The sequence below is a fragment of the Rhodovulum kholense genome (assembly GCF_003053725.1).
GTDB lineage: Bacteria > Pseudomonadota > Alphaproteobacteria > Rhodobacterales > Rhodobacteraceae > Rhodovulum > Rhodovulum kholense.
The window spans coordinates 297,102-309,888 of sequence record NZ_QAYC01000001.1; the positions used below are offsets into that span (position 1 = coordinate 297,102).

Consider the following 12,787-nt stretch of genomic DNA (forward strand, 5'->3'; position numbering starts at 1 on the left):
ACGCGCGCGCCCGCGCGGACCCGCGGCGGCACGGGGCGGATGCGGCCGGGTCGCACCCACCTCAGGCACGGGCCCCGATCTCGCAGTCGATTTCGTGTGGGGTCCCGGCCGACTGGTCGGCGGCCTGCTCGATATAGCGGATGTTGACCGCCTCGAAGATCGGATCGATCCGTTCCCGCAGCGCCGCGGGGCCCCCGTCGGCGCCGAGGATCTCGTAAAGGCTGATCGCCGCATTGGTCAGGGGGATCGTCAGATAGTCCAGGTCCCTGTGCATGTCGTCGCAGGACGTCCACAGCACGGTCCTCGCCTCGGGGAAGGGCTTGCCGATCAGACGCGCCGGCGCGAGATGCGACGCGGCGGCGTCGTCCCCTTTCCGGATCGAAAGCGGACCCAGGGCGGGGCGGCCGCGGACATTTCCCGTTCCGGCGCCGGTGCGCAGGTCGCGGTCCGGCGCGCAATGAATGTCAAAGACGTCGATGCCGCGCTCATGCCCGGGGCGGACCGATTCTCCCTCGATGTCGGGCAGCTTCATGCAGGCGGTCAGGGTCATGGCGGTCCTCCCGGGAAATCGGCGATATGGGAACGAAGGCTGAAGGATCGGGCCGCCCCCGACAGATCGCACCGCAGGGTGTGGCGGCGCTCAGGCCGCGCGGTCTTCGAAGGATCCGCAATCCGGTTCCGGCAGTGCCCTCGAACGGCACCGGGCACGCAAAAGAATCGACCAAAGCCCAAGTCCGTAAAATCGGTTTCAATCTGGTGATATTCTCAGAATCATGCGCGCACCGCAACGGTGAGGAAATTTTGTTGCTGGCCCTGTGCCGTGGCCTGAAAGGGCCGCGCACCGTCGAGACAAAACGATCCGGCCCGCACCGGAGGGTGCGGGCCCAAAAGGGTCGAAAGCCCTGCCCGTGGAACGCCCGTCAGGGGCCGGCAGCCGCGAAGTCCTGCCAGATGGCGTCCAGCGCGCCGCTGCTTCGCCCGCCCGGGAAGGCCAGAACCTCGGCGCCGGGCGCGTCCTGGCGCAGCCGGAAGCGCGCCACCATCGCTTCAAGTTCTTCGGTCTGATGCCGCAGGGTCGCGGCGGCGGCGGTGCTCGCCTCGACCATCGCGGCATCCTGCTGGGTGACCCGATCGAGCTGGCTCACGCCGATATTGATCTCGCCAAGGCCCACGGACTGTTCCTGTGCGCCGGTGGCGATCCCGGCCACCAGCTCGGCGATCTGGCCGACGCGGGTGACGATGTCCGCCAGCGCATCGCCCGCGCGGTTGACCAGCGACACCCCGGCCTCGACCTGATCCGAGCTGGTGACGATCAGCGTCTTGATCTCTTTCGCCGCCTCGGACGACCGTTGCGCCAGCGCCCGCACCTCGGAGGCGACCACGGCAAAGCCCCGCCCGGCCTCGCCCGCCCGCGCCGCCTCGACGCCCGCGTTCAGGGCCAGAAGATTGGTCTGCAAGGCGATGTCTTCGATCACCCCGATGATCTGGCTGATGCCCTCCGACGACGCCTTGATCTGCGCCATCGCCTCGACCGCCTGTCGCACGACATCGCCATTGCGTTCGGCGTCGCTCTGGGCCTCGCGTGTCACATCGGCGACCTGCGCCGCCCCGTCGGCCGCCATCCGCACGCTTGCGGTCAACTCGTCCATCGCCGCGGCGGTCTCTTCCAGCGTGGCCGCCTGGTTTTCGGTGCGCCGTGACAGGTCGTCCGACGACCCGCCGATCTCGTCGGAAAGCGCGTGAATTTTGGTGCCGTTCCGCGCCACCGCCCCGATCAGCCGGTTCAACTCGTCCAGGGTCGCGTTGAAATTCGTGCGAAGCGGTTCGAAATCGGCGGGAAAGCGCAGATCGAGCCGGTGGCGGAGGTCGCCCTCGGCCAGCCCATGCAACCCCTTGGCCAGACATGTCACCACCACATGCTGTTCGGCCCAGTGGTCGTAGCGTTCGATTTCCGACAGACGCTCGCGGTCTTCGACACTGGCGCGTTCCTCCAGCATGCGGCGCAGATCGACAAGCGCGCCCCTCAGGCGGGCAATTTCGGGGGGCGCAAGCGGCAGGCGGGGCAGGTCGGCCAGACGGCCCTCGGCCAGAGCCGTCGCCGCCCGGGTCATCCGGGCCAGGGGCCAGAGCCCGAAAAGCGCGGTGGCCAGCGCGATGGCGGCGGCCCCGGCCCCGGTCCAGAGAAACGCCGCGCCAAGATCGCGGGTCAGCGCCCGGGCGGCGGTCTCGCTTGTGGGCGCCCCGGCCGCGAGCCGGGCGAGCCGGTCGTAGAAGTGAAGCTCGGCGCCGATGAGGGCGGCCAGCGCGGCGGCCAGCAGAAGCACAGACCACGGGACGGGCCTGCCGACAGGCGGTTTCCGGGCAGAGACGGGCATGCTGGATCCTCGTTACGCGGGCACTGGGGGACGGGTCGGTCTGAAGGGGCAGTCTGAAGGCGCAGGGAAACGGGTCGGGATCTTGCGGGGCGTGACAGGGCGCCGGAGCGGTCCGGCCCGCATGTTTTCGCCCGGAAAGATTGCCGGGACCTTTACGCAACCGCATCCGGCGACGTCGCGGTGACATTAGGACCGGGTTAACGCTGCCGATGCAGAGTGCCCGCGCACAGCCTTCACTCCGGAGCGCCCGATGAGCCAACAGTCCGACATGATCGCCGAAGTCGCGGCGGCCCAGATCAAGCACCTCAAATGGCGCTCGCACCTGGCGGCGGCCATTGCCCAGGGCCGGTCCGAATTCACACCCGAAAAGGCCGGTTGCGACAAGAGCTGCGATTTCGGCCGCTGGTTCCATGGCGCCGCAATCCCGCCGGATCTGAAGGCGGGCAAGGGCTGGCAGGCGATCGACGCCGCCCATGCCGCCTTTCACGCCACCGCCGCGCAGGTGCTGGGCCTGGCGCTGGCGGGCCGCGCGGACGAGGCGCGGACGATGATGGGCGGCGCTTTCGCAGAGCGGGCCGACCGGGTGCTGAAGGCGCTGAGCCTGTGGAAACTGGACCTCGCGACCGGACGCGCCCAGCCCTAGCGAACGCCGTCGGTCCGCGGCGCGTGCGGGCCCGGGCCCGGCTTGCGCCTTTCCCCTCGTTGCCGGTGCGGCGACCGCGCGGCACCGGCTGCGGCGCCTTGGCCGGTTGCTTGTGCCGTTGCCGATTGCAGCGCCCGTCGCCCCGTCCTAAGACACGCCGCGACAGCAACGAGAGGCCCCACCGGATGACCACCGACACCGATTTCGCCGCCGCGCTCCAGCACAAGATCGACTTCAAGACCAAACCCCTGGGATCGCTCGGCCGGATCGAGGATCTGGCGACGGTCATGGCCACCGTGCAGGGCACGCTGAGCCCGCGGATGGACGGCTGCGAGCTGACGATCTTCGCGGCCGATCACGGCATCGCCGCCGAGGGCGTGTCGAAATTTCCGCAGGAAGTGACGCGGCAGATGGTGCTGAACTATCTGGCGGGCGGGGCCGGGGCCAATGCCTTCGCGCGCGCTGTCGGCGCCCGGATGAAGGTCGTCGATGCCGGGATCGCGGGCGAGCCTTTCGGCCTCGAGGGCCTGATCGAGCGCCGGATCGGCGCGGGCACGAAAAGCTTCCTGCACGAGCCCGCGATGAGCGCCGAGGACTGCGCGCGCGCGCTGGAAGAGGGCCGCAAGCTTGGTGCCGAAAGCCCCGCCGATGCGGTGGCCTATGGCGAGATGGGGATCGCCAACACCGCCTCGGCGGCCGCGCTCGGCCACAAGCTGACCGGGGTCGGGCTCGACATCCTGGTGGGTCGCGGCACCGGGCTTGACGATGACGGGCTGACGCACAAGCGTCAGGTGCTGGAACGTGCCGCGGCGCGGACCGGCGATCTTGGCCCGCAAGAGGCGCTGGCCCAGTATGGCGGCTTCGAGATCGCAATGATGGCCGGGGCGATGATCGGCGCGGCCGAGGCGAAGAAGGTCATCATCGTCGACGGGTTCATCGCGACATCGGCGGCACTTGCCGCCGCACGCATCGTGCCTGCGACCCGGGCCGCGATGGTCTTCTCGCACCGCTCCGAGGAACAGGGCCATGGCGCGCTGCTCGACGCGCTCGGGGCCGAACCTCTGCTGCGGCTCGGGCTTCGGCTGGGCGAGGGCACCGGAGCGCTTCTCGCCTGGCCGCTGCTGAAGGCCGCGGGCGAGATGCTGAACACCATGGCCAGCTTCGACGATGCCGGCGTGACGGGGCCGCAATGACCCCGGTCACCCGGCTGGGCGAAGAGGCGCGGCTGGTCGTGCTGGCGCTGCAATTCGTCAGCCGCCTGCCGCTGCCCGCCGATCCGGGCTACACGCCCGACCGGATGCGCCGGGCGACGCGCTATTTTCCGCTGTGCGGGGCGCTGATCGGCGCGGCTCTGGGGCTGGTCTACGCGGCCGCGGCGGCGGTCTTTCCCCCGGCGGTGGCGGCGGTTCTGACACTTGCCGCGGGCGTGCGGCTGACCGGCGCGCTGCACGAGGACGGGTTGGCCGACATGGCCGACGGGCTTGGCGGCGGGCTGACGCGCGAGCGCGCTCTGGAAATCATGCGCGACAGCCGGATCGGCAGCTATGGCGCGGTGACGCTGATGCTGGCGCTGGGGCTGAAGGCCGCGGCGCTGGCCGGGCTCGGCGCGGCGGCGGGCGGCTGGGCGGCAGCGGGCGCGCTGGTCGCGGCGCACGGGCTCAGCCGCCTCGCCTCGGTCCTGGTCATGGTGCGGCTGCCCTATGCGCGCAGCGAGGGCAAGGCCGCCTTCGCCGCGGCCGGTCCGGGCCGGGACGGCATGGCCATCGCCTGGGGCACGGGCGCGCTGATCGCGCTCGGCCTCTGGATCGGCGCGGGGATCGGCGCGGCCGTGACGGCGCTGGCGCTGGCGGCGGCAGTCACGCTCTGGGCAGAGCGGGTGCTGAACCGGCGGCTTGGCGGGCATACCGGAGACGGGCTGGGCGCGGTGCAGCAGGTCTCTGAGATCGCGATCCTGCTGGGGCTTCTGGCATGGGTGTGATCCTTCTGCGCCACACCCGCCCGGACGTGGCCGAGGGCACCTGCTACGGCCGCACCGACTATCCGCCCGCGGAAAGCTTCTCCGAAGAGGCGGCAGAGGTTCTTGCGGCGCTTCCTCCGGTCCACCGGGTGCTGTCCAGCCCGCTGCTGCGCTGCACCCGTCTGGCCGATCACATCGGCGCGGCGCGCGGCCTGCCGGTCGAGATCGATCCCCGCCTGATCGAGATCGATTTCGGCGCCTGGGAGGGCACGCCCTGGGCCGAGGTGCCGCGCGACGGGCTCGATCACTGGGCCGCGCATTTCTACGACTCGCGCCCCCATGGCGGCGAAAGCGTCGGCATGTTCTATGCCCGTGTCGTGCCCTTTCTCGACGAGATGCATGGGGCCGGCACGGTTCTGGCGGTCACCCATGCCGGACTGATGCGGGCCGCCCTTCACCATGCCGGGCGCGAGGGCGCCTGGCAGATGAAATTCCCCTATGGGAGTTTCATCGAACTGCCCTGAAGCCAATCCGTCGCCGATCCGGCGGAGCGCGTGCCGCGCACGCTTTCACTGGGCGGCCCCTTCAGGGCCGCGATCCTTGGGGTATTTCTGCCAAGAAGAAGACGGCGTCCGATTTCTTCTTGGCAGAAATACCCATGACGGAACACCGGTCCCGGGGAAAGAGGTCAGGGCAGGGGCGCCGTCCGGAAGAGCCGCACTTTCAGGCCGCCATGGGCGACCGGCGCGCCGGGTTGCAGGAAAGGCAGGCCCGTCGCCCGTGCAAGACCCTCGTCGCTGGTGACGAGCCCGACCCGCCAGCCTGCGAACCGCTCGCGCAGCGTCGCCCCGAGGGCGCCGTAGACCGCGAACAGGAGCTTTCGCTCGCCGATCCTTGCGCCATAGGGCGGGTTGACCATCACGAGGCCGGGCGGGCCGTCGGGCCGGACCAGATCGCTGACTGCGTGGCGGCGGAAGTCGGTCCGGTCCGCGACACCCGCGCGGGCGGCATTGGCCGTGGCCATCCGGATCGCCCCGTCATCGCGGTCCGAGCCGAAGAAGCGGATCTGTGCCGCAGGCGCGGGGGCGGGGGCCTTCATTGCGGCCCAGGCGTCGGCGTCGAAGCTGGCGAAGTCCTCGAAGGCGAAGCTGCGGTCGCGGCCGGGCGCGAGCCCGCCCGCGATTTCAGCCGCCTCGATCGGGAAGGTGCCCGAGCCGCACATCGGGTCGAGTACCGGTTCGGTGCCGTCGAAGCCGCAGGCGCGCAGGAAGAGGGCCGCCATCGTTTCGCGCAGCGGGGCCTTGCCGACCGCCTGCTTGTGGCCGCGCCGGTGCAGCGGTTCGCCCGAGCTGTCGAGGCTGAGCGTCACTAGGTTGTCGTCGATCCGCACCTTGAGCGCGACCGCATCCTCGCCGCCGACGGGCGCGCCGAGCGTCTCGGCGATGGCGCGCTCGATCCGCTGGGCGGCGGCGCCCGCATGGTAGATCTTCGAGGCCCGGCACTGCACCTCGACCCGGACCGGCCGGTCGGGCCGGAGAACCGCGGCCCAGTCGAATTTTCGCGCCCGCTTGTCGAGCTGGGCCAGATGGAAGGCGCGGAAGGTCCCGACCCGGACCAGCACCCGCGAGGCGCCGCGCAGGACCAGATTGGCGCGCCAGACCTCGGGCCAGCCGCCCTGAACGGTGACGCCGCCGGGCACCGCAGAAGGCGCCACAAAGCCCGCTGCACGGGCCTCTTCGGCCAAGAGCGGCTCGAGCCCCGGCAGGGCGGCGAGGAAGATCTCGAACGGGGGGGCTGCGGTCATCCGGGCTCCGGGACGGGGTGAGGCGTGAGGGTCCCGCGATACACCGGAAGCGGCGGGCAGGGAAGGGCGCGCTTGACAGGTCCGGGGCGGCGCCGCTAGCGATGAAGGCGGAACGCGCGGTTCAGCCGATCCGGAGGGGAACGTGAGGTTCTCTGCCAATCTGGGGTTTCTCTGGCGCGAGCTCGCGTTGCCCGATGCGATCCGCGCGGCGGCAGCGGCGGGGTTTTCTGCCGTCGAATGCCACTGGCCCTACGACATCCCGCGCGCCGCGATCCGCGCGGCCCTCGACGAGACCCGCCTGCCGATGCTGTCTCTGAACACCCGCCCCGGCGATCCGGCGGCGGGCGAGTTCGGGCTTTGCGCCCTTCCCGGGCGCGAGCTCGAGGCGCGGGCCGCGATCGACCAGTCGATCGCCTGGGCCGCGGCGCTGGAGGTGCCGCAGATCCATGCCATGGCCGGATGCGCGCGCGGGCCCGAGGCCGAGGCGGCGCTGGCCGCGGCGCTGGCCTATGCCTGTCTCGAGGCCGCGCCCTATGGCATCGGCATCCTGATCGAGCCGATCAACCCCCATGACGTGCCGGGCTATGCGCTGGCCAGCACGGCCGAGGCCGTGGCGATGATCGACCGGGTGGCCGCGCCGAACCTGAAGCTGATGTTCGATTGCTACCATGTGCAGCGCGCCGAGGGCGATGTCTCGGCCCGGCTGCAGGCGCTGATGCCGCTGATCGGTCATGTGCAGGTGGCCTCGGTGCCCGACCGCGGCCCGCCCGATCATGGCGAGCTGGACTATGGCCACGTCTTCGGCCTGCTCGACCGGCTGGGCCATGCGAGGCCGGTCGGCGCCGAGTACCGTCCCGGGGGGCCGACCGGCGACAGCCTTGGCTGGATGGCGACGTTCGGGGCCAAAGGCGCCTAGAGGCAGGCGGTCATGCCGCCGTCGACATAGATCACCTGGCCGTTGACGAAGGCCGAGGCGTCGGAGGCCAGGAAGATGCAGGCCCCGGCCAGATCCTCGATCCGGCCCCAGCGCCCGGCCGGGGTGCGCCGTTCGATCCAGGCACAGAAGTCCGGATCGGCCACCAGCGCCGCGTTCAGGGGCGTGTCGAAATAGCCCGGCGCGATGGCGTTGCAGCACAGCCCGTGGCGCGCCCAGTCCGTGGCCATGCCCTTGGTCAGGTTGACGATGGCCCCCTTCGAGGCGGTATAGGGCGCGATCCCGGGGCGGGCCAGCGCCGCCTGCACGCTGGCGATGTTGACGATCCGCCCGCGTCCCCGCGCGATCATGTGCGGCGCAACGGCTCGGGCGACATAGAAGGCTGCGTTGACATTGGTGCGCATCAGCCGGTCGAAGGATTCGACCGGAAACTCCTCCAGCGCCGCGCGGTGCTGGATGCCTGCATTGTTGATCAGGATGTCGATGGGGCGCAGCGCCTCGTAGCCGTCGATGGCGCGCGCCGCCGCCCCGGCATCGGTCACGTCGAAGGGCAGGGTGTCGGCCTCGGCCCCTTCGGCGCGCAGCATCGCGGCGGCCTCTTCCAGCCGCCCGGCTCCTCGCGCGTTCAGCACCACCCGGGCCCCGGCCGCCGCCAGCGCCCGGGCAAGCCCCAGCCCGATCCCCATCGAGGCGCCGGTCACCAGCGCCGTGCGTCCGCTCAGGTCGAAAAGATCCATGTTCCCTCCCGGTCTCGCGGGGCCAGGACAGCCCCGGATTTTGGTATACCATGTCGCGGCGCCGGGGAAAGACCGGCCACGGGGCGGAGGCCGCCTGGGGCGCGCCGTCTCGCGACGCCCGCGGGGCACCGATCCGGCGGTCGCGCGGCAGCCCGGGCGGGCCAGGAGGGGAAATCGCCGGGAAAGGGCGGACAGGTCCCTAGCCGAGGCGGCGGAAAACCGGATAGAACCGGGGGCGCGCCGCGCCTGTCGCGCGGGCTCAGGCCGCAGGGAGACACATGCCGGATCATTTCTTTCTCGCCATCGGCGAATGCATGGTAGAGCTTGCCCCGGCCACGGACGGGCTTTTTCGCATGGGCTTTGCCGGGGACACCTTCAATTGCGCCTGGTACGCCCGGCGGCTGCTGCGCGCGGACTGGTCGGTCGGCTATGCGACCGCCGTGGGCACCGATGCGGTGTCGGATGACATGCTGGCCTTCATGGCGGGCGAGGGCGTCGAAACCGGGGCGATCCGCCGGATCGAGGGGCGCACCGTGGGGCTTTACATGATCGCGCTGAAGGACGGCGAGCGCAGCTTTTCCTACTGGCGCGGTCAGGCGGCGGCGAAGGCGATGGCCGACGATCCGGACTGGCTCGATCGGGTCTTCGCCGGGCGCGATCTTCTGCATGTCTCGGGCATCACGCTGGCGATCCTCGCGCCCGAGGCGCGCGAGCGTCTTTGTGCGGCGCTGGCGCGCGCCCGGGCGGCGGGGGCGCGGGTGAGCTTCGATACCAATGTGCGGCCCCGGCTTTGGGCGGACGCGGACGAGATGCGGGCAGGGCTGATGCTGGGCGCCTCGGTTGCCGACACCGTGCTGCCCTCCTTCGACGAGGAAAGCGCGGCCTTTGGCGATGCCTCGCCCGAGGCGACCGTGGCGCGCTACCGTGAGGCCGGGGCGACGACGGTCGTCGTCAAGAACGGGGCCGCGCCGATCCGGCTTTGGGCCGAGGGCATGGAGGCCGAGATCGCGCCCGAACCCGTCGCGCAGGTGATCGACAGCACGGCGGCGGGCGACAGTTTCGCGGCCGGGTTCCTCGCAGCCCGCGCGACAGGTGCCGCGCCGCCCGAGGCGGTGCGCCGGGCGGCGGCGCTGGCCGCCGCGGTGATCCAGCGCCGTGGCGCGCTTGCCCCCGACATCTTCGCACCTGAAGGCGCAGCCCTGAAGGCGGCGCCATGAAGGTCCTGATCCTCGGCGCGGGCGGGTTTCTCGGCGGGCGTCTGGCCCGGGCGCTGGCCCGGCGCGGCACGCTGCGCGGGCGGCCGATCACGGGGCTCGCTCTGGCCGATGTGGCCCCGCCGCCCATGCCCGAGGCGCCGTTTCCGGTCGAAAGCCTCAAGATCGACATCGCGGACCCGGCTTCGGTCGCGGCCAGGATCGCGCCCGGGACCGATGTGATCTTCCATCTGGCGGCGATCGTCTCGGCCCATGCCGAGGAGGACCTCGATGCCGGGATGGCGGTCAACATGGGCGGAAGCCTGAACGTGTTCGAGCGTTGCCGGGCGCTGGGCAGCTGCCCGGTGCTGGTCTTCGCCTCGTCCATTGCCGTTTATGGCGGCGCGGTGCCCGACCCGGTGACCGACGCCACCTTCCTCAACCCGCAGACCTCCTACGGCACCCAGAAGGCGGTGGCCGAACTGCTGCTGAACGACTATTCCCGGCGCGGGCTGGTCGACGGGCGGGGGCTGCGGCTGCCCTCGATCTCGGTGCGGCCGGGACGGCCCAACCGCGCCGCTTCGGCTTTCATGTCGGGGATCTTTCGCGAACCCTTGTCGGGGCAGGAGGCGATCTGCCCGGTCGGTTCCGATTTCGCACATTACTACCTCGGCCCGCGCCGCTGCGTCGAGAACCTGATCCGCGCGGCCGAACTGGAGGCCGCCGCGCTGGGGCAGAACCGCTGCATGACCATGCCGGGGCGGCGCTGGACCATCGGCCAGATGATCGCGGCGATGACCGAGGTCGCGGGGGCCGCGCCCGCGCGTCTGATCCGCTGGGAGCCCCAGCCCGAGATCGAAAGGATCGTGTCGGGCTGGCGCGACGACATCCGCGCCGACCGGGCGCTGGCGCTGGGCCTGACCGCCGATGACAGCTTTGCCGACAACATCCGCCAGTTCCTCGAGGACGACCTGCCCGGCGGCCCGGTCGTCAGTTGACCGGGGTCGGCAGCGGCTGGCCGTCGAGGAAGGCGCGGATATTGGCCAGTTGCAGCTCGGCCATGGCGCGCCGGGTCTCGGTGGTGGCTGACCCCACATGCGGTTGCAGCACCACGTTTTCCAGCCCCTGAAAGCGCGGGTCGATGGCCGGTTCGTCCAGATAGACGTCAAGCCCCGCGCCCGCGATCCGGTGCTCTTCGAGGGCTGCGATCAGCGCGCCCTCGTCGACCGTCGTCCCGCGCGAGATGTTGATCAGCACGCCCGTCGGCCCCAGCGCCGCGATCGCCTCGGCCGAGACGTAATTGCGGGTCTCGGGGCCGCCGACCAGCGCCACGACCAGAAAATCGACCGCGCGCGCCAGACCGACCGGATCGGCGTGATACTGCCAGCCGGGGGTCTCTTTTTCCTGCCGCGAATGGTAGTGGATTTCCATCTTGAAGGCGGCCAGACGGTCGGCGATCTCGCGCCCGATCCGGCCGAGCCCGACAATGCCGGCCCGCGCCCCCGACACTTTCCGCGCCAGCGGCATGGCGCCGTATTTGGTCCAGCGGCCGCTGCGCACCCAGCCGTCACCGCGCACGAGGCTGCGCGCCTGGGCCAGGATCAGCCCCACCGCCAGATCGGCCACATCGTCGTTCAGCACATCGGGCGTGTTGGTCACGCGGATGCCGCGCTGGGTGGCGGCGGCCACGTCGATGGCATCGTAGCCGACGCCGAAATTGGCGATCAGCCCCAGCCCCTGCAGCCCGTCCATCTCGGCCGCGCCGAAGGGCTCGTGGCCCTTGTAGGCAACGGCGCGCAGCCGCGCGGCCGCCCCGGGGGCGAGCCCGGCGATGGCGCGGGGCGCATCGACCGACACCGACGAGACGGCGGTCGACAGCCGCGCGCGTTCGTCCTCGGTGAAAGCGGCGCCGCAGATCAGCAGGGGGGTATCGGTCATGGATCGGCCTTTCGTCAGAGCACCGCGCGGATCCGCGCGATGGCCTCGGTGAGGGTTTCGGTCGAGCTGGCATAGGAGAGGCGCAGATAGCCCTCGCCCCGGGCGCCGAAGGCGGTGCCCGCGATGGTGGCGACGCCCGCCTCCTCGAGGAAGAGGTCCTGCGCCTCGGCCGCGCGCATTCCGGTGCCCTCGATATTGGGGAAGGCGTAGAAGGCGCCGCCGGGATCGGGGCAGCGGACCCCGGGCAGGGCGTTCAGCTCGCGCACGACATGGGCGCGGCGGCGGTCGAACTCGGCGACCATCGCCGCGACCGCGTCCTGCGGCCCGGTCAGCGCGGCCAGCGCGGCATGCTGGGCGGCGGCGTTCACGCAGGAATGGTCGTTGATGCACAGCCGCGTCACGTGATCCAGCGCGGCATCGGGCCAGACCGCATAGCCGATCCGCCAGCCGGTCATCGCATAGGTCTTGGACCAGCCATCGAGCACGATCAGCCGGTCGCGGATGTCGGGATATTGCAGCAGGCTGACATGTTCGCGCCCGCCATAAAGCATCGACGAATAGATCTCGTCGGACAGCACCGCCACCCGAGGAAAGGCCGCGAGCCCCTTGACGAGGCGCGAGATTTCGGCGCGCGGGGTGACGCCGCCGGTAGGGTTGGCAGGGCTGTTCAGCACGATCAGGCTGGTGCGGTCGGTGATCCGTTCCAGCACCCGGTCGGCCTCGAAGGCAAAGCCCGTGCGTTCCTCCAGCGGGATCGGCACCGGGGTCGCGCCGGAATAGCGGATCGCGCTTTCATAGATCGGAAAGCCCGGATCTGGGTAGAGGATCTCGCGCCCCGGCTGGCCGAACATCAGCATGGCGAAGAACATGGTTGGCTTGCCGCCGGGCACGATGACGACCGTCTCGGGATCGACCTCGACCCCGTGACGGCGGTGCAGGTCGGTGGCAACGGCATGGCGCAGCGCGGGCAGCCCGTTGGCGGGGGTATAGCCGTGATGGCCGTCGCGCAGCGCCTTGATGCCGGCCTCGACGATGTGGTCGGGCGTGCGGAAATCGGGCTGGCCGATGCCGAGATTGATGATGTCGCGCCCCTGGGCGGCCAGCGACTGGGCCCGCGCCAGCACCGTGAAGGCCGATTCCGTGCCAAGCCGCGACAGGCTGTCGGCGAACTGCAGATGCGTCATGGGGCCTCCTCCCCGGGGCCGG

At 71.0% G+C, this 12,787-nt stretch carries 13 protein-coding genes; 7 read left to right on the forward strand and 6 right to left on the reverse strand.

Annotation, left to right across the window (positions count from 1 at the left end):
• Positions 1-61: 61 nt before the first annotated feature.
• Together C8N38_RS01360 and C8N38_RS01365 are read right to left on the reverse strand one after the other, a co-directional pair.
• Positions 62-550 carry a type VI secretion system tube protein Hcp gene (locus tag C8N38_RS01360; RefSeq protein ID WP_108023158.1) on the reverse strand — a complete coding sequence of 163 codons (489 nt, stop codon included), beginning with the start codon at positions 548-550 and terminating at the stop codon, positions 62-64.
• A gap of 370 nt (positions 551-920) precedes the next feature.
• A complete protein-coding gene (locus tag C8N38_RS01365; RefSeq protein WP_108023160.1) occupies positions 921-2,375 on the reverse strand; it encodes a methyl-accepting chemotaxis protein in 1,455 nt (484 codons plus the stop codon).
• 250 nt (positions 2,376-2,625) lie between these two features.
• Between C8N38_RS01365 and C8N38_RS01370 the strand changes: the two genes are divergently transcribed.
• The 4 genes from C8N38_RS01370 to cobC all read left to right on the forward strand — a co-directional run bounded on the left by C8N38_RS01370 (position 2,626) and on the right by cobC (position 5,499).
• Entirely contained in the window at positions 2,626-3,018 is a 393-nt protein-coding gene (locus C8N38_RS01370) for a CZB domain-containing protein (protein ID WP_108023162.1), read from the forward strand.
• A 185-nt stretch (positions 3,019-3,203) separates the two neighbouring features.
• Entirely contained in the window at positions 3,204-4,211 is a 1,008-nt protein-coding gene (gene cobT / locus C8N38_RS01375; protein ID WP_108023164.1) for a nicotinate-nucleotide--dimethylbenzimidazole phosphoribosyltransferase, read from the forward strand.
• Complete coding sequence (gene cobS, locus C8N38_RS01380; protein WP_108023166.1) at positions 4,208-4,996, forward strand: adenosylcobinamide-GDP ribazoletransferase; 789 nt, start codon at positions 4,208-4,210, stop codon at positions 4,994-4,996. Before cobT ends, cobS begins: the two co-directional genes overlap by 4 nt.
• Positions 4,987-5,499 (forward strand): alpha-ribazole phosphatase, encoded by a 513-nt coding sequence (gene cobC / locus C8N38_RS01385; RefSeq protein ID WP_108023168.1) that lies wholly within the window; start codon positions 4,987-4,989, stop codon positions 5,497-5,499. Before cobS ends, cobC begins: the two co-directional genes overlap by 10 nt.
• Positions 5,500-5,663: 164 nt before the next feature.
• Here cobC and C8N38_RS01390 read toward each other — a convergent pair whose 3' ends face one another.
• Positions 5,664-6,779 (reverse strand): THUMP domain-containing class I SAM-dependent RNA methyltransferase, encoded by a 1,116-nt coding sequence (locus C8N38_RS01390; RefSeq protein ID WP_108023170.1) that lies wholly within the window; start codon positions 6,777-6,779, stop codon positions 5,664-5,666.
• 142 nt (positions 6,780-6,921) lie between these two features.
• Here C8N38_RS01390 and C8N38_RS01395 point away from each other — a divergent pair, with 142 nt between their 5' ends.
• The gene (locus C8N38_RS01395) at positions 6,922-7,695 is read left to right on the forward strand and encodes a hydroxypyruvate isomerase family protein (protein WP_108023172.1); all 774 of its coding nucleotides are present in this window, start codon (positions 6,922-6,924) and stop codon (positions 7,693-7,695) included.
• Here the strand turns inward: C8N38_RS01395 and C8N38_RS01400 are convergent.
• Positions 7,692-8,450, reverse strand: a complete 759-nt coding sequence (locus C8N38_RS01400; RefSeq protein WP_108023174.1) for an SDR family oxidoreductase — start codon at positions 8,448-8,450, stop codon at positions 7,692-7,694. The two genes, C8N38_RS01395 and C8N38_RS01400, sit on opposite strands and share 4 nt — an antisense overlap.
• Positions 8,451-8,728: 278 nt before the next feature.
• Here C8N38_RS01400 and C8N38_RS01405 point away from each other — a divergent pair, with 278 nt between their 5' ends.
• Both C8N38_RS01405 and denD read left to right on the forward strand, forming a co-directional pair.
• A complete protein-coding gene (locus C8N38_RS01405; RefSeq protein WP_108023176.1) occupies positions 8,729-9,667 on the forward strand; it encodes a sugar kinase in 939 nt (312 codons plus the stop codon).
• Positions 9,664-10,641, forward strand: coding sequence for a D-erythronate dehydrogenase (gene denD / locus C8N38_RS01410; RefSeq protein WP_108023178.1), 978 nt, complete (start codon positions 9,664-9,666; stop codon positions 10,639-10,641). Before C8N38_RS01405 ends, denD begins: the two co-directional genes overlap by 4 nt.
• On the opposite strand, the gene C8N38_RS01415 is transcribed toward denD, so the two are convergent.
• Both C8N38_RS01415 and C8N38_RS01420 read right to left on the reverse strand, forming a co-directional pair.
• Complete coding sequence (locus C8N38_RS01415; protein ID WP_108023180.1) at positions 10,634-11,581, reverse strand: 2-hydroxyacid dehydrogenase; 948 nt, start codon at positions 11,579-11,581, stop codon at positions 10,634-10,636. The genes denD and C8N38_RS01415 overlap by 8 nt on opposite strands.
• Positions 11,582-11,595: 14 nt before the next feature.
• The gene (locus C8N38_RS01420) at positions 11,596-12,765 is read right to left on the reverse strand and encodes a pyridoxal phosphate-dependent aminotransferase (protein WP_108023182.1); all 1,170 of its coding nucleotides are present in this window, start codon (positions 12,763-12,765) and stop codon (positions 11,596-11,598) included.
• Positions 12,766-12,787 lie beyond the last annotated feature (22 nt).

What these genes read in the sequence shown, in the direction of transcription:
- C8N38_RS01360 (WP_108023158.1), bottom strand. Translation starts at nt 550, where the DNA reads ATGACCCTGACCGCCTGCATGAAGCTGCCCGACATCGAGGGAGAATCG.
- C8N38_RS01365 (WP_108023160.1), bottom strand. Translation starts at nt 2,375, where the DNA reads ATGCCCGTCTCTGCCCGGAAACCGCCTGTCGGCAGGCCCGTCCCGTGG.
- C8N38_RS01370 (WP_108023162.1), top strand. Translation starts at nt 2,626, where the DNA reads ATGAGCCAACAGTCCGACATGATCGCCGAAGTCGCGGCGGCCCAGATC.
- cobT (WP_108023164.1), top strand. Translation starts at nt 3,204, where the DNA reads ATGACCACCGACACCGATTTCGCCGCCGCGCTCCAGCACAAGATCGAC.
- cobS (WP_108023166.1), top strand. Translation starts at nt 4,208, where the DNA reads ATGACCCCGGTCACCCGGCTGGGCGAAGAGGCGCGGCTGGTCGTGCTG.
- cobC (WP_108023168.1), top strand. Translation starts at nt 4,987, where the DNA reads ATGGGTGTGATCCTTCTGCGCCACACCCGCCCGGACGTGGCCGAGGGC.
- C8N38_RS01390 (WP_108023170.1), bottom strand. Translation starts at nt 6,779, where the DNA reads ATGACCGCAGCCCCCCCGTTCGAGATCTTCCTCGCCGCCCTGCCGGGG.
- C8N38_RS01400 (WP_108023174.1), bottom strand. Translation starts at nt 8,450, where the DNA reads ATGGATCTTTTCGACCTGAGCGGACGCACGGCGCTGGTGACCGGCGCC.
- C8N38_RS01405 (WP_108023176.1), top strand. Translation starts at nt 8,729, where the DNA reads ATGCCGGATCATTTCTTTCTCGCCATCGGCGAATGCATGGTAGAGCTT.
- denD (WP_108023178.1), top strand. Translation starts at nt 9,664, where the DNA reads ATGAAGGTCCTGATCCTCGGCGCGGGCGGGTTTCTCGGCGGGCGTCTG.
- C8N38_RS01415 (WP_108023180.1), bottom strand. Translation starts at nt 11,581, where the DNA reads ATGACCGATACCCCCCTGCTGATCTGCGGCGCCGCTTTCACCGAGGAC.
- C8N38_RS01420 (WP_108023182.1), bottom strand. Translation starts at nt 12,765, where the DNA reads ATGACGCATCTGCAGTTCGCCGACAGCCTGTCGCGGCTTGGCACGGAA.